Annotated in this window: 17 protein-coding genes; 9 read left to right on the top strand and 8 right to left on the bottom strand. The window is 72.7% G+C overall.

The window, feature by feature from the left end; genetic code table 11:
* The first annotated feature begins 8 nt into the window (after nt 1-8).
* Entirely contained in the window at nt 9-479 is a 471-nt protein-coding gene (locus OG332_RS05665) for a universal stress protein (protein ID WP_327412393.1), read from the top strand.
* A gap of 575 nt (nt 480-1,054) precedes the next feature.
* Here OG332_RS05665 and OG332_RS05660 read toward each other — a convergent pair.
* Nucleotides 1,055-1,540, bottom strand: a complete 486-nt coding sequence (locus OG332_RS05660) for an Hsp20/alpha crystallin family protein (RefSeq protein WP_327412392.1) — start codon at nt 1,538-1,540, stop codon at nt 1,055-1,057.
* Nucleotides 1,541-1,797: 257 nt separating this feature from the next.
* On the opposite strand from OG332_RS05660, the gene OG332_RS05655 reads away from it, so the two are divergent.
* Nucleotides 1,798-2,745: an NmrA/HSCARG family protein gene (locus OG332_RS05655; RefSeq protein ID WP_327412391.1), complete on the top strand. Its 948-nt coding sequence runs from the start codon at nt 1,798-1,800 to the stop codon at nt 2,743-2,745.
* 15 nt (nt 2,746-2,760) lie between these two features.
* Here OG332_RS05655 and OG332_RS05650 read toward each other — a convergent pair whose 3' ends face one another.
* From OG332_RS05650 to OG332_RS05640, 3 genes are all read right to left on the bottom strand, one after another.
* Nucleotides 2,761-2,934, bottom strand: a complete 174-nt coding sequence (locus OG332_RS05650; RefSeq protein WP_327412390.1) for a hypothetical protein — start codon at nt 2,932-2,934, stop codon at nt 2,761-2,763.
* Nucleotides 2,935-2,949: 15 nt separating this feature from the next.
* Nucleotides 2,950-4,080, bottom strand: a complete 1,131-nt coding sequence (locus OG332_RS05645) for a site-2 protease family protein (RefSeq protein WP_327412389.1) — start codon at nt 4,078-4,080, stop codon at nt 2,950-2,952.
* 273 nt (nt 4,081-4,353) lie between these two features.
* Nucleotides 4,354-4,914, bottom strand: coding sequence for a nucleoside-triphosphatase (locus OG332_RS05640; protein WP_327412388.1), 561 nt, complete (start codon nt 4,912-4,914; stop codon nt 4,354-4,356).
* A 111-nt stretch (nt 4,915-5,025) separates the two neighbouring features.
* Between OG332_RS05640 and OG332_RS05635 the strand changes: the two genes are divergently transcribed.
* Nucleotides 5,026-5,478: a YbhB/YbcL family Raf kinase inhibitor-like protein gene (locus tag OG332_RS05635; protein WP_327412387.1), complete on the top strand. Its 453-nt coding sequence runs from the start codon at nt 5,026-5,028 to the stop codon at nt 5,476-5,478.
* A gap of 546 nt (nt 5,479-6,024) precedes the next feature.
* Nucleotides 6,025-6,273 (top strand): hypothetical protein, encoded by a 249-nt coding sequence (locus OG332_RS05630; protein WP_327412386.1) that lies wholly within the window; start codon nt 6,025-6,027, stop codon nt 6,271-6,273.
* 69 nt (nt 6,274-6,342) lie between these two features.
* On the opposite strand, the gene OG332_RS05625 is transcribed toward OG332_RS05630, so the two are convergent.
* Nucleotides 6,343-7,056, bottom strand: a complete 714-nt coding sequence (locus tag OG332_RS05625; protein WP_327412385.1) for a helix-turn-helix domain-containing protein — start codon at nt 7,054-7,056, stop codon at nt 6,343-6,345.
* A gap of 453 nt (nt 7,057-7,509) precedes the next feature.
* On the opposite strand from OG332_RS05625, the gene OG332_RS05620 reads away from it, so the two are divergent.
* The 4 genes from OG332_RS05620 to OG332_RS05605 all read left to right on the top strand — a co-directional run bounded on the left by OG332_RS05620 (nt 7,510) and on the right by OG332_RS05605 (nt 13,233).
* On the top strand, nt 7,510-8,919 hold the full coding sequence (locus tag OG332_RS05620) for a phenylacetate--CoA ligase family protein (protein ID WP_327412384.1): 1,410 nt from the start codon (nt 7,510-7,512) through the stop codon (nt 8,917-8,919).
* On the top strand, nt 8,916-9,830 hold the full coding sequence (locus tag OG332_RS05615) for a hypothetical protein (RefSeq protein WP_327412383.1): 915 nt from the start codon (nt 8,916-8,918) through the stop codon (nt 9,828-9,830). Before OG332_RS05620 ends, OG332_RS05615 begins: the two co-directional genes overlap by 4 nt.
* Before the next feature lie 157 nt (nt 9,831-9,987).
* Complete coding sequence (locus OG332_RS05610) at nt 9,988-11,655, top strand: phospholipase D family protein (protein ID WP_327412382.1); 1,668 nt, start codon at nt 9,988-9,990, stop codon at nt 11,653-11,655.
* Nucleotides 11,656-11,787: 132 nt separating this feature from the next.
* A complete protein-coding gene (locus OG332_RS05605; RefSeq protein WP_327412381.1) occupies nt 11,788-13,233 on the top strand; it encodes a glyceraldehyde-3-phosphate dehydrogenase in 1,446 nt (481 codons plus the stop codon).
* A 44-nt stretch (nt 13,234-13,277) separates the two neighbouring features.
* Here OG332_RS05605 and OG332_RS05600 read toward each other — a convergent pair whose 3' ends face one another.
* From OG332_RS05600 to OG332_RS05590, 3 genes are all read right to left on the bottom strand, one after another.
* Nucleotides 13,278-14,483 (bottom strand): MFS transporter, encoded by a 1,206-nt coding sequence (locus OG332_RS05600; RefSeq protein ID WP_327412380.1) that lies wholly within the window; start codon nt 14,481-14,483, stop codon nt 13,278-13,280.
* Between the two features lie 55 nt (nt 14,484-14,538).
* Nucleotides 14,539-15,573, bottom strand: a complete 1,035-nt coding sequence (locus OG332_RS05595) for an NUDIX hydrolase (protein WP_327412379.1) — start codon at nt 15,571-15,573, stop codon at nt 14,539-14,541.
* 88 nt (nt 15,574-15,661) lie between these two features.
* On the bottom strand, nt 15,662-16,285 hold the full coding sequence (locus tag OG332_RS05590) for a LysE/ArgO family amino acid transporter (RefSeq protein WP_327412378.1): 624 nt from the start codon (nt 16,283-16,285) through the stop codon (nt 15,662-15,664).
* A gap of 113 nt (nt 16,286-16,398) precedes the next feature.
* Here OG332_RS05590 and OG332_RS05585 point away from each other — a divergent pair, with 113 nt between their 5' ends.
* Nucleotides 16,399-17,316, top strand: a complete 918-nt coding sequence (locus OG332_RS05585; protein WP_327412377.1) for a LysR family transcriptional regulator ArgP — start codon at nt 16,399-16,401, stop codon at nt 17,314-17,316.
* Nucleotides 17,317-17,320: the final 4 nt, after the last annotated feature.

Below are 17,320 nucleotides of genomic sequence, written 5' to 3'. Positions count from 1 at the left end.
CGACGGCCATGGACATCAGCGGCCCGACTTCCCGCGTTGTGGTGGGCGTTGACGGCTCGCCGGCCTCTTACGAGGCATTGCGGTGGGCGGTACGGCACGCCCGCCTGATCGGGGCGACGGTCGACGCTGTCGCCGCCTATGACCTGCCCGGCGCCGCGGGCTGGTCCGCTCCGGCGGTTGACGCCGACTTCGATGAGGGCCTGGCCAGACAGGACCTGGACGATGAGATCCGGAAGGTGATCCTCCAGGTCGGCGACGTACCCCTGGAACAGCATCTGGTTCGGGGCGGCGCCGCGGACGCGTTGATCGAAGCGTCGGCCGGCGCCGAGCTGCTGGTGGTGGGCAGCAGGGGCCGGGGAGGCTTCGCCAGCCTGCTGCTGGGCTCGGTCAGTCAGCAGTGCGCGACGCACGCGCCCTGCCCGGTCGTCATCGTCCGCCGGGACACGACCGGCGATGACGACGACACCGACCGTGCCTGACCGGCAGTGCTGCCGGTTCGCCATCAACCGGACGAACACCATGACGAAGACGAACACCGGTCCGCCTACCCATCCCTTCCCGCGGGACCCGGGGGATCCGCATCCGGCGCCTCCGACTCACCCGTGGCCGGAAGATCCCCAGGCGCCTCGACCGGCACCGAAGCCCGCGCCGGGCCCGGAGCCGGCGCCCGAACCGCCGCGGCCGCCGCCCGTCCAGGCTGCACCCACGCCCCATGACGAGAGGAGGGCCACCATGGGTACTCCGCCGAACGACCCGGTACCGCCGACGCCGACGCCGGCGCCAGGCCCGGGTCCTGGTCCGCAGCCCGGGCCGCTGCCCGGTTCGGTACCCGCGCCGGGCGGGCCGGATCCGGTGCCCCCGGCGCCGCCGCAGCCGACCTGATCCCCAGCCGCCGCCGGCACCGCGGCCCGAGCCGCACCCTCAGCCGGGGCCCCTTCCCGGGCCCGTGCCGGCGCCGGAACCGGTCAACCTCCTTCCACCGCGTCCACTCCTGGGCGGATGAAGGCGGGCGGCGCCCGGCCGCCCGCTCCGTTGCCGGCGACGAGGAACGCCGTCAGGCGGACTTTCCCTCGCCTTCCACTTCAAGGATGCCGATCCTGCGGGGCTTGGACTCGCCCGACTTGGGGATGCGTACGGTGAGGACGCCATGGTCGAGGCTCGCCTCGATGCGCTCACTGTCGATACGGCTGGGCATGCTGCTGCGGTAGGAGAAACGTCCCTTGCGGTGGGTGAGGACCTTACCGTGGGACTTCTCGTCCATCTCGCCGGTGATGCACAGGTCGTTGCCGTCCATCTCGACGCTGATGTTGTCGCGCGGAACACCAGGCAGCTCGGCCTTGATCACGTACGCCTCGTCGGTTTCCTCTTCCTCGGCCATGGGCATCCACCCGTGGCCCGCTCCGGCAGGGCCGGAGGCCTGTTCGAGGAAGCGGCCCATTTGGCTCCACATGTTCTCGAAGTCGTGCCAGGGGTCCACCATGCCCCAGCTGGGGCGGGCCCACATGGTGTCGCCGGAACCTCGTCGTACCGGGAAGTTCATGACACTCTCCACGTCCCTCGTCACGCTCAGCACACAACCGCACCGCGCTGCGACGGGACGGCCCGCGTGCTGCTTGCACTGCGCGCCTTCCCCCGCCCGCGCCAGCCATGCACAGCACCGGGGAAAGGTACGCCCATCCGGGCGGGGTCGGCGTGTACAGCCGGTCGGGGCCGGCCCCGTGGACGTAGGTTTCGCAGCGGAATATGCCTGGCCGGGCACGGAGCGTGCCGAAGGAATCAGGAAAGTGGGTGCCGGCGATGACCGAGCAGCGAACCGTCACCGTCTTCGGCGCGACGGGGCACCAGGGAGGCTCACTCGTGCGGGCGATCCTCGCGGACCGGGACAGCGGCTTCGTGGTCCGCGCGGTGACCCGCCGGCCGGACTCGGACCGGGCCAAGGAGCTGGAACGGCTCGGGGCCGAGGTGGTCCAGGCCGATCTGGATGACGAGGAGAGCCTGGTAGCGGCCCTCGAGGGCACGTACGGGGCTTACCTGGTGACCAATTTCTGGGAGGACATGGACGCGGCACACGAGAAGGCACAGGCTGCCGCCCTGTCCCGGGCGGCGTCGCAGGCGGGTGTGCAACACGCCATCTGGTCCACCCTGGAGGACACCCGGGAATGCATTCCGCTGGACGACGACCGGATGCCCACGCTCCAGGGTTCCTACAAGGTCCCGCACTTCGACGGCAAGGCCGAAGCCGACCACTACTTCACCGACGACGGCGTACCGACCACCTTCCTGCGCACCACCTTCTACTGGGAGAATCTGTTCGGGGCGTTCGCCCCGCAGCGCGGCGAGGACGGCACCTTCGAACTGAACTTCCCGATGGGCGACAGCAGACTTTCCGGCATCGCAGTCGACGACATCGGCAAGACCGCGCTCGCCATCCTCAAGCGCGGCACCGACTTCATCCCCGCCACCGTCAGCATCGCGGGCGAACACCTGACCGTCGCCGACATGGCCGCCGCCCTCACCGAGTCACTCGGACAGCCCGTCCGCTACCGTCCCCTGACACCGGACGCCTTCCGCGCCCTGGGCTTCCCGGGCGCCGACGAGGCCGGCAACATGTTCCAGTTCTACGCCGACTGTGGGGCCCGCTTCACCGCGGCCCGCGACCTCGACGCCGTCCGCGCCCTCAACCCGGACCTCCAGGACTTCTCCACCTGGCTGGCCGCGCACCGGGACAAGTTCCCCTGGAGCTGAGGCCTGCGAGCACCGTCAGGTGTGCAGGCGGCTGTTGGGGCCGTCCTGTCCGTCGGCGGACTCGTCGTTGAACCAGTAGTCGCCGGCAGCCAGGGTGGGGTGCCGCAGGGTCTTGGAGACGACAGTGAGGGGGACGCCGGCGGTGATGGTGACGGTGACGGCCAGGTGCCGCAGGTCGTGAACGGTCACCCGCGGTACACCGGCTCAGTTGGGCCCTTGGCCGCCCAGAGCGTGCCGCTGCATCAGCCGGGACATGTCCTTCGCGGTGACGATCCCCACCAGATGGCCCGAGTCCACCACGAGGATGGGCATGCCGGTCCCTGGGCCGAGTCTGTCGAGAACCTCGCTCAGAAGCTCGTTCGGAGCGGCAGTCGCACACTGCGCGAGCGCCGTCGCCACCTCGCGTACGCGTAGCGCCTCCCGGTTCGCTCCCGGGATTGAGGCCAGCCTGCGCATGTGCACGATTCCGCTGGGGCGGCCTTCGAAGTCGAGCAGAGGCAGGGCGGAATGCCGTGATTTCATTGCTACCTCGTCGATGAAACGCCGGACGGTCAGCCAGTCGGGACCGGTGGCCACCGGGCTGGACATGGCATCGGCCACTCCGACACCCTGTACGGCGGTGTGCAGAACGGCCTGCTGCCGCTCCGCGCCGGCGACGACCGTGATGAAGAAGCCGACGAGGACGAGCCACAGCCCGCCCGGCGACCCGCGCAGGAAGGAAATCCATCCGACGGCCGCCAGCAGCACTCCCATGACCTGACCGCTGCGGGATGCGGCCCGCTCCGCACGCTGCCGGTCTCCGGTGCGCCACCACAGCAGAGCCTGCAGCACCCTTCCGCCGTCGAGCGGCGCAGCGGGCAGCAGGTTGAACACGCCCAGGAACAGGTTCGCCCAGCCGAGCCACACCAGGACGGCCGCGGGCACCGCCCAGCCGAGCAGCGCATCCAGCCCCAGTCCGGCTCCGAGTGCCACGCCTCCGACGGCCAGGCTGGTGAGCGGCCCGCTGACCGCCACCGCCAAGGCCGCCGCGGCGGTCTGCGGGCGCCCCATCCTGGTCATCCCGCCCAGCGCCCACAGCGTGACGTCCTGTACCGAGATCTTCCTCCTGCGGGCCGTCGCGGCGTGTGCCGCCTCGTGGAGCAGCAGGCTGGCCACGAGCAGCGCGGCTCCTACGACGCTGGCGAAGGCGTACACGGCATCCGAGCGTCCCGGAGCCAACGCGGGGAGGGCCTGGCGGCCGAGACCGTACGCGAGCAGCACCGCCAGCAGCGGCACGCTCCAGTGCATCCGCAGCGGTACCCCGACAACACGTCCGACACGTATGGAGCCGTTCATCGTCGTCTCCTGCCGGCTCGGCAGCCGCTCCATCCGAGCGGGACCTGCGACCTGCGCTCCGTGAACCGACCGGCACGGCACTCACCCACAAGTGTCACTCTCGGAATCTCCGGCATCGCCTCCAGGAGGCGGCGGAAACGCCGACCGGCTCTTTCCCCTTCCGCGCGCCAACGGCGCGCGCCACGCCTGCGAACGGCCGTGCGTCCGGTGGTAGGTCCTGTCAGCCCGTGACTTGCGCGCCGACGACGTCCAGCGGGGTGACCCGCCGTGCTCTCAGAAATGTGAAGGCGGCGGTTCGGGCGTCCGAGGCTCCTGCAGCCGGGCCGCGAGCTCCTCGGGCAGGCCGTCTCGGTTGGCGGGGGTGAGGTGGACGACCTCGATGTCGGCGCGCCGCTTGAGGGCGTCGGTGAACGGATCGCGGTGCGCGTGAACCGTGGCGACGACGTCGACGTCCGCGGTGAACAGCGTGATGACCGCGTCCCGGAACGCCGTGCACGCCAGTTCCATCCGACCCAGTTCGTCGATGAGCACCAGCTGCCCTTTCTCCTCCTCGCCTGCTTCCGGCCGTAGCGACGGCAGCGCCACTCGTTCCATGACGCCAAGGTCTACGCCGTATTTCCCCACCTGCGGCGGACCAGGGAGGTCGACATGGGCGAGCACCTCCCGCCGGCCCGCCAGGGTCTCCAGGGCGAAACCGACCCGGCTGCCGGATTGCCGGATCTCCTCCGTGGTGAAGCCGGTGGCCGCGTGGGCGGGCAGCAGCGCGGCCAACCGGCGGAGGGCGGTCGTCTTGCCCGCGCCAGGGCGGCCCTCGAGCAGGATCCTCGTCGGCACACTGCCATGCTCACCCCCGCGCCTGGAGGCGGGCCCGGTGGGCTCGGCCGAACGGGGGTTTCGGCGTTCGCGACCGTTGCCGGCGTCTCTGTTGCGGGTATGGCGGCGCGCATGAGCGGAATTGAACTCAGCAGCACCGCGTTCGACGACAAAAGGGTGATCCCCCGCCGGTACAGCGGGGAGGGGGAGAACATCTCACCACCCCTGACCTGGTCGGGGGTGCCCAACGAGGCCACGGAGCTGGTGCTCCTGTGCGAGGACCCGGACGCGCCGGGGACGACCTTTCTGCACTGGCTGGTGACCGGCATCGATCCGGGGATGACCGGGGTGGCGGAGGGCCAGAAGCCCCAGGGTGGCCTGCCCTGGCCCAACGGCTTCGGGCGGGTGGGCTGGGGAGGGCCGATGCCTCCAGCAGGGCACGGGCCGCACCGGTACTTCTTCCACCTGTACGCCCTGTCCGAGCCGCTGCCGTTGCACGACCGCCCGGGCGTCGAGGACGTGCACCGAGCCCTGAAGGGCAGGGAGCTGGCCTCCGGCACCCTGGTCGGGACCTATCAGCGCTGAGTGCGTCACCGCTGGCCGTAGCCGTGGGCGCCGTACGGCCGGACGAACCGGGCCGCGCCGACCGTCCTGAGGTGTACCAGGCCGCGGGCCCGGCGCTCGTAGCGCTCGACGCACTTCCGTCCGGCATCCCGAGGGTCTCGTCGTCGAGTACGGCCTCGGCAGCCGACGCCGTGCCCGGCCAGCCGCATGCGGCCCTCGCCGACCAGGTACGGCCTCGGCAGCCGACGCCGTGCCCGGCCAGCCGCATGCGGCCCTCGCCGACCAGGTCGGGCCGACGCTCGGAGTCCGGATGCCGCACCGAGTGGCGGCAGCCCAGAGTCGCTCCATGCTGCCTCGCTTCGCGGCGCAGATCAGGGGCCGTTTCAGAGCGATCCGAAACGGCCCCTGATCGTTTTCGGGGACCTTTCGGATGGGCGGATGACGAAGCCCTCGGCTGTCAAGCCCCGAGATCCAGCGGCATGACGCGGTGCGCCCGCCCGGGGCTCAATGGACACGGCCCCGGCAGGTCAGGCGGCCCACCCGAACCCCTCGCAAGGAGCGGTCCCCATGGCACGCACCTGGACCCGGCGCCTGGTCCTGCTGTCCGCTTCGACCGCCCTGGCAGCGGGCGGCGCCGCGCTCCCCTCCAGTGCCTTCGCCGCCCCGGCGCCGCACCCCGGCAGCGTCACCACGACCGCGGTGTCCGCGGACGGCGGCTCGACCGTCAGCCGCGGGTACGGCCGGGTCGTCCGCCCCCGGGACCGCTCCGACTGGCGCATGACGTACCGGCGGGGTGCCGTCCGTTACTGGTGGTGAGAGGCCTCCGGTATCCGGCGACACCGTGCCCGCCCCTCCCGGGACGGGCACGGTGTCCTCGCGCACGGCCTAGTGCGGACGGGCCATCGCCGGGTGCCGGACCTGCGCGCCGGGCGTGGGCGCGGGGGTGGGCAGCCTGGTCAGGTTGGCGCTGATCATCGCCGCCGCGCGGCCCACGGCCTCGCCCAGCGGGGCGATCTGTTTGCCTTCCAGGGCGGTCGCCGCCACGGCGGCCACCACCTGGCCCGATCCGGAGAACACCGGCGCCGCCACGCACGACAGCGTGCTCACGCACTGTCCGTACTCGAAGGCGAGACCCCGCTCCTGGGCCCGTGTGACCTCGCGGGTCCACGTCGGCTTCGTCCACCCCTTGGGCAGCTCGGCCGACGGGCTGGAAGCCGCGAGGATCAGCTCCGCCGCGCTCCCGGGCGGCAGGACGGTGCCGGAGTGCAGCGGGAAGACCTCGTCCACCTCGCCCCGCATGCCCCCGACGATGATCGTGTGTCCCGCCTCGGGCACCGACAGGCTGAGGCTCAGCCGGCCGCTCACGGCCCCGAGTTCGCGCAGCGGCCGGGCCGAGGCCGCGCGCAGCAGGCGCGCGGGGTGCCAGGCCTGTCCCAGACGGAACGTGCGCGGCCCGAGCCGGTAGCGGCCCGAACGGCTCTGCACCGCGCCGAGTGCGACCAGCTGCCCCAGTAAGCGGTGGGCCGTGGCTTTCGGCAGTTCGGCGTCGGTCGCCAGGCGGGTCAGGCCGACTTCCTCGCCGTGTGCGAGCACCTCCATGAGGGCGAACGCACCTTCCAGTACACCCCGCCCCTCTGTGCCGGATCTGGCCATGAGAGGTTCCCCCTTTCGTACGGAGCCCATCGGTCGGATGGGTCCGCAACTCCCCGTTCGTCCCGGCTCAGCAGGGAAAACGGTGTGGCCGTCCTCCGCTTTCGCCGGTCCGTTGAACGGACCCGATCATTGCCCGTGTGTTGCGAACGCGCCAGTGTGTTGTCGCCCAGGGACGAAACGTTTCGGTACCGCACAGGTCACCGGGCGTTCGTCCGACAGCAACGAAACAAGGAGGATCCGATGAGCGCGATCAAGACCAGCGCCAAGCAGTTCAAGTACGTCATGGGTGCCATGACGGCCGTCTTCTTCGGTTCTTGCTCTGCCAGCTGACGCTGTTTCGGGGGGTGGGGGGCGGCATGCCGCCCCCACCCCTTTTCTTTACGCCTTAGGGAGGCACGAGTGCTGGAGACCGGTGTCCGGCAGGTCCGGGTGGCGATGGCCATGGTGTTCGGCCGGCGGCTGAACGTCCGGGCCGTGGAGCGGCTGGTCGCCGACGCCCTCGCCACGCTGGAGGAGTTCGGCTCGCTCGGCGACGACGTCGACGAACTGGCCGACGGACCGTTCGCCGACCCGGACGAGCGCCGCGACCTGCAGAACCGCGCACTCCAGCGGACCGTCAACCGACTCGCCAAGCGCTCCCCCTTCTACCGCGAACGCCTCGCCGGCATCGACCTCGACGGGCTGACCACCGAGACGCTCACCCGGATCCCGGTGACCCGCAAGGCCGACCTGATCGAGCGCCCCGCAGACTTCCTGTGCAGCACCCCCTACCTGGCGACCCAGACGACCGGCACCACCGGCCGCCCGGTGCAGATGTGGCTCTCCCGCTACGAGATGGAGCTCTGGCCCGCTCTGATCGCCCTGTCCGTCGTGCTGCGCGGCGACATCCGCCCCGGCGACCGGATGCAGATCAACCTCAGCTCCCGGGCAACGGCCGCCGTCCAGGAGGACGTCGAGGTGTGCCGGATGGTCAACGCCTCGTGCCACGTGGTGGGCCAGGTCCCGCCGGAGGAATCCGTCGAGCACCTGCTCGGCCGCAACGGCACCCGGCCCACCCTGCTCACCGGCAACCCCAGCTACCTGGCCCGGATGCTCACCGCCGCACGGGAACGCGGCTACGGGCCGGACGACTTCGGCCTGCGGTCGATCTACGCCGGCGGAGAGATCGTGTCACCGGCCTTCGCCCGGGCCCTGCGCGAGACCTTCGGGGCCGAGACCATCGGCGACAACTTCGGCATGACCGAACTGCTGCCCGTCGGCGGTCGCACCTGCAGCAGGCGCCACCTCCACATCGACCCCAACATGGGGTACACGGAGGTGCTCGACCTGGAGACGGGCGAGCCCGCCGGGCCCGGACAGCTCGGGGAGCTGACCGTGACGCCGTACTACCCCTACCGGGAGTGCATGCCGGTCCTGCGGTACAACACCGGCGACGTGGTCCGCACCCTGGACGGCGAACCGGACTGCGAACTCGCGGCCGTGCCGGCCGTCTCCCAGATCCTCGGCAAGGCGGGCACGCTGCTGCGCACCACCGATTCCGTCGTGACGCCGCGCGAGATCGTGGAGGCCCTGGACGGGACCCCCGGAATGCCCTGGCCCCTGCGTCACCGGGCCGTGGTCGCCGACGGCAGGCTCCACGTGGAGGTGGCCTCCCGGAACGCCACCGCGGCGGAGGTGGCCGAGCGGCTGCTGGCCCGGGGCATCGACGCGCGCGTCACGGTCCTGCCGCTGGACGACGAGGAGGCCGCGCGCCGCTTCCCCCTCCGCTGTGACCTGTTGGAGCACACCTTCACCCGGAGCCACGCATGACGGTCTTCTTCCAGATCGCGGCCACCGCCGCCCTGGCACTCGCGGTCGTCGTCGGCACGATCGCCTACTTCCGCGCCGTACGCGCCGCGAGACCGCCGGTCGGCGTCTTCAACGGCAGGGACATCTTCATGATGATGGGCTTCGTCCTGGCCCTGCCGTACGTCTACCTCGCCCTCCCCGGAGCCGTCCTCCCGGTCGTGCTCGCCCTGGTCTTCGCGGGCGGACTGTCCGTCGGCTACCAGCCCCTCATCGGCAACGGCCGGCTGCGCTGGGCGCTGATCGCCGTACTGATCGCGAGCGTGCTCGTCACCCACCTGGCCTTCGGCGAGACCGCGCCGCCCTACTGGGTGGCGAACAGCTGCGTCGTCGGACTGGTCGTGGTGTCCGCCACCAACCTCAACGTCCAGGGCGGCATGCGCCTGAAGAACGTGGCGTGGTTCCTGCTCGCCCTCGCCGCCTACGACGCCTTCTTCGCCTGGGTCGTACCGCTGACCCAGGAGCTCGCCGAAGCCGTCCAGGGCTATCCGTACGCCCCGGCCGCCGGCCTGCGCATCGGGGAGGACCTCGGCGCCGTCGTCGGCATGGGCGACCTGCTGGCCTACGCCCTCTTCACCACCACCGCCTACAAGGCGTACGCGAAGCCGGGCCTGCGGACCGGGATCGCCCTGGTGGTGCTCTTCGGAGCCGTGGCCCCCGTCGCAGCGCTGCACCTGATCGCCGCGGCCACCGGTGATGCCCCCGGCCTCATCCCCGCCCAGGTGTTCTTCGGCCCGGCCGCCTTCATCGGCTACCTGCTCCTGAGCCGGCGCGGCCCGGAGCGGCGGATGGTCGACGTGCCGTTCCGCGGGAACCGCGCAGCGCCCGTGCGGCAGGCGCCGGTGCGCAGTGCCGAAGCACACCCCGTGGGCTGAGCCGGCCCGACGACCGCCCGGGCCCGCGGGAGCACGACCTCGCGCGGGCCCGGGTCACCACCGGGCGGCCGCCCGCGCCGGCGGCGGCTAGCCTGGGATTGCGGCACGCACGCACGCACGATCGGAGCAGTGCGGTGGATCCTGGGACGGGCCGGTCGTGAGGCCGGCGGACGCCGTCGGCCCCAGCGGCGCCGACTGGCTGCTGGCCTCCGGCGAACGGGGCAACCCGGCGACGCGCCTGGACCGGCGCCGCCCGGACGGTGCGGCCTGGTCGCGGGGCAACCACGTACGGCCCCTGGTCCACGGGGCCACGTACTTCGCGGAGCTGCTGGCGGAGATCCGCGCCCTGCGCGCGGGCGACCTGCTGCTGTTCACCGACTGGCGCGGTGACCCCGACGAGCGCCTCGACGGGCCCGGCACGGAGATCGGCACGGTCCTGGGCCGGGCGGCCGCGCGCGGAGTCGTCGTCAAGGGGCTGCTCTGGCGCTCCCACCTCGACAGCCTGCAGTTCAGCGAGGAGGAGAACCGCCACCTCGGCGAGGAGATCGAGGAGGCCGGCGGCGAGTGCCTGCTCGACATGCGGGTGCGGCCCGGCGGCTCCCACCACCAGAAGATGGTGGTGCTGCGCCACCCCGGCCGCCCCGGGCTGGACATCGCCTACGTCGGAGGCGTCGACCTCTGCCACAACCGCAACGACGACGCCGCGCACCACGGCGACCGCCAGTCGATGCCGCTCGCCCCCGCCTACGGCCCGCACCCGCCGTGGCACGACGTCCAGCTCGCCCTGCGCGGACCGGTCGTGGGCGACGTCGAGGCCGTCTTCCGCGAGCGGTGGGAGGACCCGGCACCGCTCAGCCGCAGCCCGCTCACCCGGCTGCGGGCGCTGGCGCACCGCGAGGACACCAGCGCGGACAGCCTGCCCGCGCAGGCCGCCGACCCGGCGCCCTGCGGCACGCAGACCGTGCAGGTGCTGCGGACCTACCCCAACCGGCTGCTGAGCGGCTACCCCTTCGCCCCCGACGGCGAGCGCAGCATCGCGCGCGCGTACGACAAGGCGCTGCGGCGGGCCCGGACGCTGATCTACCTGGAGGACCAGTACCTGTGGTCCCCGCGCGTAGTGGCCTTCTTCGCCCGGGCGCTGCGCCGGCATCCGGGGCTGAGGCTGATCGGCGTCATCCCCACGGTCCCGGAGCAGGACGGCCGCCTCACGGGGCCCATGAACCTGATCGGGCGGATCCACGCCCTGGAGGAACTGCGCCGCGCCGGCGGCGGGCGCGTCGCGCTGTACGGACTGGAGAACCACGCCGGAACCCCGGTCTACGTCCACGCCAAGGTGTGCGTGATCGACGACGTGTGGGCCTCCGTCGGCTCCGACAACATCAACCTCCGCTCGTGGACCCACGACTCCGAACTCGGCTGCGCGGTGTACGACGAGACCCCGGACCTGCGGCTTCCGCGTGACCCGGGCGGCCTCGGCGACGGCGCGCGCGCCTTCGCCCGGGAGCTGCGCCTGGAGCTCATGCGCGAGCACCTGGACGCGCTGGGCCCGCGGGGCGACCCGGGTGTTCCGGGCTCGGCGGGCCGGGAGGCGGCGGGCGTGCTGTGCGATCCGGTGGCCGCGTTCGAGGCCTTCGCGGCGTCGGCCGCCGCGCTGGACGCCTGGCACGCCGTCGGCCGCCGCGGCCCACGGCCGCCGGGCCGGCTGCGCCGCTACGTTCCGCCGGACCTGCCCGCCGCGCAGCGGCTGCTCGCGGCTCCGCTGAACCGCCTGCTGGTCGACCCGGACGGCCGCCCGATGGGGATGCGGCGCCGGAATGCCTTCTGAGGTCAAAGCACCGCAACCAGGGACACCTTTACGTCGCATAGCGCACGTTCCCGGCCCGGGCAGGTACCGCCTGAGGGGTCGGAGCGGCGTCGGGTTAGCATATGAGCACCGCCTAGCTCGAAAGATAATCCTGTGACTGTCAATGAGGACTCGTTCACCAGCTGGAAGAACCGCGAGGAGATCGCGGAGTCGATGATCCCGATCATCGGGAAGCTGCACCGGGAGCGGGACGTCACGGTCCTGGTCCACAGCCGATCCTTGGTGAACAAGTCGGTGGTCAGCATTCTCAAGACCCACCGGTTCGCCCGCCAGATCGCCGGCCAGGAGCTCTCGGTCACCGAGACCCTGCCGTTCCTGCAGGCACTCACCACCCTCGACCTCGGCCCGTCGCAGATCGACATCGCCCTGCTCGCCGAGGCGTACAAGACCGACGACCGCGGCCTGTCGGTGGAGGAGTTCACCGCCTCGGCCGTCGTCGGCGCCACCGGTGAGAACAAGATCGAGCGCGGCGACGGCCGCGACGTCGTCCTCTACGGCTTCGGCCGCATCGGCCGCCTCGTCGCCCGCCTGCTCATCGAGAAGGCCGGCTCCGGCAACGGCCTGCGCCTGCGTGCCATCGTCGTCCGCGGCGGCGGCGAGCAGGACCTGGTCAAGCGCGCTTCCCTGCTGCGCCGCGACTCCATCCACGGCCAGTTCCAGGGCACCATCACCGTGGACGAGGCGACGAGCACGATCGTCGCCAACGGCAACAGCATCAAGGTGATCTACGCCAACGACCCCTCCGAGGTCGACTACACGGCGCACGGCATCAAGGACGCCATCCTCATCGACAACACGGGCAAGTGGCGGGACCGCGAGGGCCTGTCGAACCACCTGCGCCCCGGTATCGACAAGGTCGTCCTGACCGCCCCGGGCAAGGGCGACGTCCCGAACATCGTCCACGGCGTCAACCACGACACCATCAAGCCGGACGAGCGGATCCTGTCCTGCGCGTCCTGCACCACCAACGCGATCGTCCCGCCGCTGAAGGCCATGGACGACGAGTACGGTGTCCTGCGCGGTCACGTGGAGACCGTCCACTCGTTCACGAACGACCAGAACCTGCTGGACAACTACCACAAGGCCGACCGCCGCGGCCGTTCGGCGCCGCTGAACATGGTGATCACCGAGACCGGTGCCGCCTCCGCCGTCGCCAAGGCGCTGCCCAACCTCAAGGCGCCGATCACCGGCAGCTCGATCCGCGTCCCCGTCCCGGACGTCTCGATCGCCATCCTCAGCCTGCGCCTGGGCCGCGAGACCACCCGCGAGGAAGTCCTCGACCACCTCCGCGACGTCTCCCTGCACTCGCCGCTCAAGCGCCAGATCGACTTCACCACGGCCCCCGACGCGGTCTCCATGGACTTCGTCGGCTCGCGCCACGCGTCGATCGTGGACGCCGGAGCCACCAAGGTCGACGGCGACAACGCCATCCTCTACCTCTGGTACGACAACGAGTTCGGCTACTCCTGCCAGGTCATCCGCGTGGTCCAGCACGTGTCCGGGGTGGAGTACCCGACCTACCCGGTCCCGGCGGTCTGATCCCGGCACACCGTTCCACCCGCAGTTTCCGTCAGGCCCGGCCGTCAGGCCGGGCCTGACGTGCTCCCCACCCGTACCGGCCGGCGCAGGAGGTAGGCGGCCGCGCCCGAGACGAGGACGGCCATGCAGGCGATGAAGACCAGCCCGGCGCCCTCCAGGCCGAGCGGGGCCGCCAGCAGCCCCACGCCGATCACCGGCACCGAGATGCCCGCGTACGCCACCACGAACAGCGCCGAGATCACCGCCGCGCGCCGGTCCGGCGGCGAGGCCGCGGCCACCGCGGACAGCGCCCCGCGGAACGACAGCCCCTGCCCGGCGCCGCCGACGAGCGCGCTCGCCACCACCAGCGCCAGCTGGTCCCAGACCAGCGCGCCCGCGAGCAGGGCCAGTCCGGCGAGGAGCCCGGCGCAGCCCAGCGGGAGCGAGCGCCCCACCCCGACCCGGCCGACCGCCAGCTGTCCGGCGGTCGAGGCGAAGAAGGCCAGCGCGACGACCGCCCCGCTCGCGGCGCGGTTGTGCACGTCGAGGGACTGGGCGAGGAACGCCGGGCTGACCGAGGTGAACACCCCGAACAGCGCGAAGCCCACGAACGCGGCGATCGCCGCGGGCGCGAACACCGCCCGCACCTGTGGGGGCAGGCCGGGCCGCTGCGGGCGTACGGTGCTCAGCGGCCGCCGCTCCGTCACGGTCTCCGGAAGCCCCAGCAGGACGCCGGCCGAGGCCGCCACCAGAACGAGGTGCACGGCGAAGGTCAGGTAGAGGGGCCAGGGTGCGTACTGCGAGAGCACCCCGGCGAGCAGCGGACCGCAGCCCAGCCCGCCCATGTTGGCGGCCGTCGCCACGAGCGTGGCCCGCGAGGCGCCGCTGCGGGGTGCCAGCTCCATCACGTACGCCGTCGCCGCGCTGGTGAACAGCCCGGCGGACAGTCCCGACAGCAGCCGCCCCGCATACAGCCACCCCATGCCGGTGGCGCACAGGAAGCAGACGGCGCTCGCCGCCGCGAAGCCCAGGCCGGCGAGCAGCACCGGCCGCCGTCCCACGGCGTCCGAGGCGTTGCCCACCAGCAGCAGGACGCCGATCACCCCGAAGGCGTACACGGCGTACACCACGGTCACCATCAGCTCGGAGAACCCGAACTTCTCCTGGTAGAGGCCGTAGAGGGGGGTCGGCAGCGTGGTGCCGGCCATGCACACGGCGAAGACCGCCCCGCCGAGCAGGCACTGGCGCCACCTTCGGCGATCACCGTCCATGCCGCCGACGGTAACTCCGCGGCCGCGGCCCGGCGCGCCGGGCGGGGCCCGGCCGTCAGGGGCGGCCGGCGTGGAGTTCCAGCGGGCCGGTGCCGGTGGCGCGGGCGGTCAGGCAGGCGGTGATCTGGCGCCGCAGGGCCGGTTTGACCAGGCCCGGGAGCTCCGCGGGCGTGACGGTGCGCCACTGGAGGAGCTCGGTGTGGTCGAGGCGGATCCGGTCGAGGGTGGCGGCGTCGAGGACGCCGCCGTCGTAGAGGAAGCGGATGCGCGCCGGACGGCCGGGCTTGTGCGACCAGTTCACGGCGAGCAGCCGGCCCGGGGCGAGGTCGAGGCCCAGTTCCTCGTGGACCTCCCGCCGGGCGGCGGCGCGCGGGGTCTCGCCGAGGTCGCTGTCGATGCCGCCGCCGGGCAGGTTCCAGCGGTCGCTCCGGCCGTACGCGGGCTGCACCAGCAGGACCCGGCCGTCGGCGGCGGTGAACAGCACGCTCGCGGCGGTCACGGCCTTGGGCCGGCTGGCCCGGTGGCTGGCCGCGTCGAGGGCGCGGGAATGTTCCAGGGCGAGGCGCCGGGCCGGGTCCAGGCCGGCCGGGGAGCCCGGCTGCGGCACGCCGTCGACGAGGTGGGCGAAGGAGCCGGTGTGCAGGGCGGCCAGGCCGGCGCGCAGCCGGGGCGCGATGCGGGCCGGCAGCGCCTCGCAGGCCTCGTCCGGCCGGAGCCAGCGCGCCTCGGTGATCCCGCCGTCCCGGAGGGAGAGCGCCGCGGTCTCCTCCGGGGTCAGCGGGCCGACCAGGTGGACGTGCACGACCAGGGCGCGGCCGAGGGCCCCCGGCGGCCGGGAGTCCACCGCCAGCAGCCGGCCGACGGGCACGTGGAGGTCGAGCTCCTCCCGCAGCTCGCGGGCCAGCCCGGCCTCGGGTGTCTCGGCGGCCTCGACCGTGCCGCCCGGGAGTTCCGGATCCGCCTCGTACGAGGTGGCCAGTACGAGGACACGCCCGCGGGTGTCCAGGACGATCCCGGTGGCGGCCACGAGGGGGGCCGGCCGGGCGGCGTGGTACGCGCGCACCGCGTCGGGGGAGGGGCGGTCGGGCACGGCGGGCTCCTGGGGCTGTCTCGTCGGTCGGGTCGTCGGCAGGAGCACTATGCCGGGCACCGGCTGGTGCCCGCCGCCGACATGCGGCTCAGGCCCGGGCCAGCAGCAGGCCGCCCATGGTGACCATCGTCGCCGCGACGAGCCCGTCCAGCACCCGCCAGGCCGACGGGCGGGCGAGCAGGCCGCTCAGCAGCCGGGCCCCGTACCCCAGGCTGACGAACCAGGTCAGGCTGGCCAGGCCGGCCCCGATGCCGAAGGCCCATCGCAGGTCCCCGCGGTCGGCGGCGAGGGAGCCGACGAGCAGGACGGTGTCCAGGTACACGTGCGGGTTGAGCCAGGTCATGGCCAGACAGGTCAGCACGGCCCGGCGGCCCGATCCGGCGGCGGCCCCCTCCGCGGTGAGGGCGGCGCCGGGGACGGGGCGCAGCACCCGGCGGGCGGCCAGGACTCCGTAGCCGACCAGGAAGACGCCCCCGGCCAGGCCGACCGCGGTCAGGGCGGCCGGCCAGGCGGTGACGAAGGCACCGACGCCGGCGACGCCGAGGGCGATGAGGAGCGCGTCCGACACGGCGCAGATGGCGACCACGGCGAGGACCGCGTGGCGGCGCGCGCCCTGGCGCAGGACGAGGGCGTTCTGCGCGCCGATGGCGACGAGGAGGGAGAAGCCGGTGCCGAAGCCGGCGAGGGCCGCGGTCAGGGTGCCGTGTGTCATGTCGTCGACCGTAGGCAGCGGCGGCTGTTCAGTACAGCTAATGGTTTTTACGTACCATTAGCGCTCGTGATGGAGGAGCAGGGACCGAATGACCGGCGAGTGAGGCACGCGTGATGGAAGAGCTTCCTCTGGACCAGGTGCGCACCCTGCTCGCGGTGGTGGACGAGGGCACCTTCGACGCGGCGGCCGCCGCCCTGCACGTGACCCCCTCCGCGGTCAGCCAGCGGGTCAAGGCGCTGGAGCAGCGGACCGGGCGGGTGCTGCTGATGCGGACGAAACCGGTGCGGGCGACGGAATCGGGGGAGGTGGTGGTCCGCTTCGCCCGGCAGCTGGCCCGGCTGGAGCGGGACGCGCGGGCCGAGCTGGGCATGGCCGACGGGACCGGCCCGGTGAGGCTGCCGATCGCGGTGAACGCGGACTCCCTCGCCACCTGGTTCCTGCCGGTTCTGGCCCGTGTGCCGCAGGATCCGCCGGTCTGCATCGAACTGCACCGCGAGGACGAGTCGCACACGACGGCGCTGCTGCGGGAGGGGCAGGTCATGGCGGCGGTGACCTCCTCGCCGGACCCGGTCGCGGGGTGCAGCGTACGGCTGCTGGGCCTGGCACGGTACCTGCCGACGGCGAGCCCCCGGTTCGCGGCCCGGTACCTGACGGGGGCGCCGGAGCGCGATCTGCGGGAGGCGCCGACGATCGTGTTCGACCGCAAGGACGACCTCCAGGACGCCTTCGTCCGGTCCCTGACGGGGGACGCGGCGGCCGGGGCGGGAACGGTGCGGCACCACATTCCGACCTCGGAGGGGTTCCGCGACGCGGTGGTCGCGGGACTGGGGTGGGGGCTGGTGCCGGAGCAGCAGGCGCGGCCGCTGGTGCGGACGGGGGAACTGGTGCTCCTGGAGCCCCTGCGGCCGATGGACGTGCCGCTGTACTGGCAGCAGTGGAAGCTCGACTCGCCGGCCCTGTCGACGGTGGCGGAGGTGGTCGCGGCGGCGGCCGGGGAGGCCCTGCGCAGCCCCTCGCACCGGGGGCTCTAAGCTG

The sequence above is a fragment of the Streptomyces sp. NBC_01233 genome (genome assembly GCF_035989305.1).
Taxonomy (GTDB): Bacteria; Actinomycetota; Actinomycetes; order Streptomycetales; family Streptomycetaceae; genus Streptomyces.
This window is presented reverse-complemented; position numbering and strand designations above follow the sequence as displayed.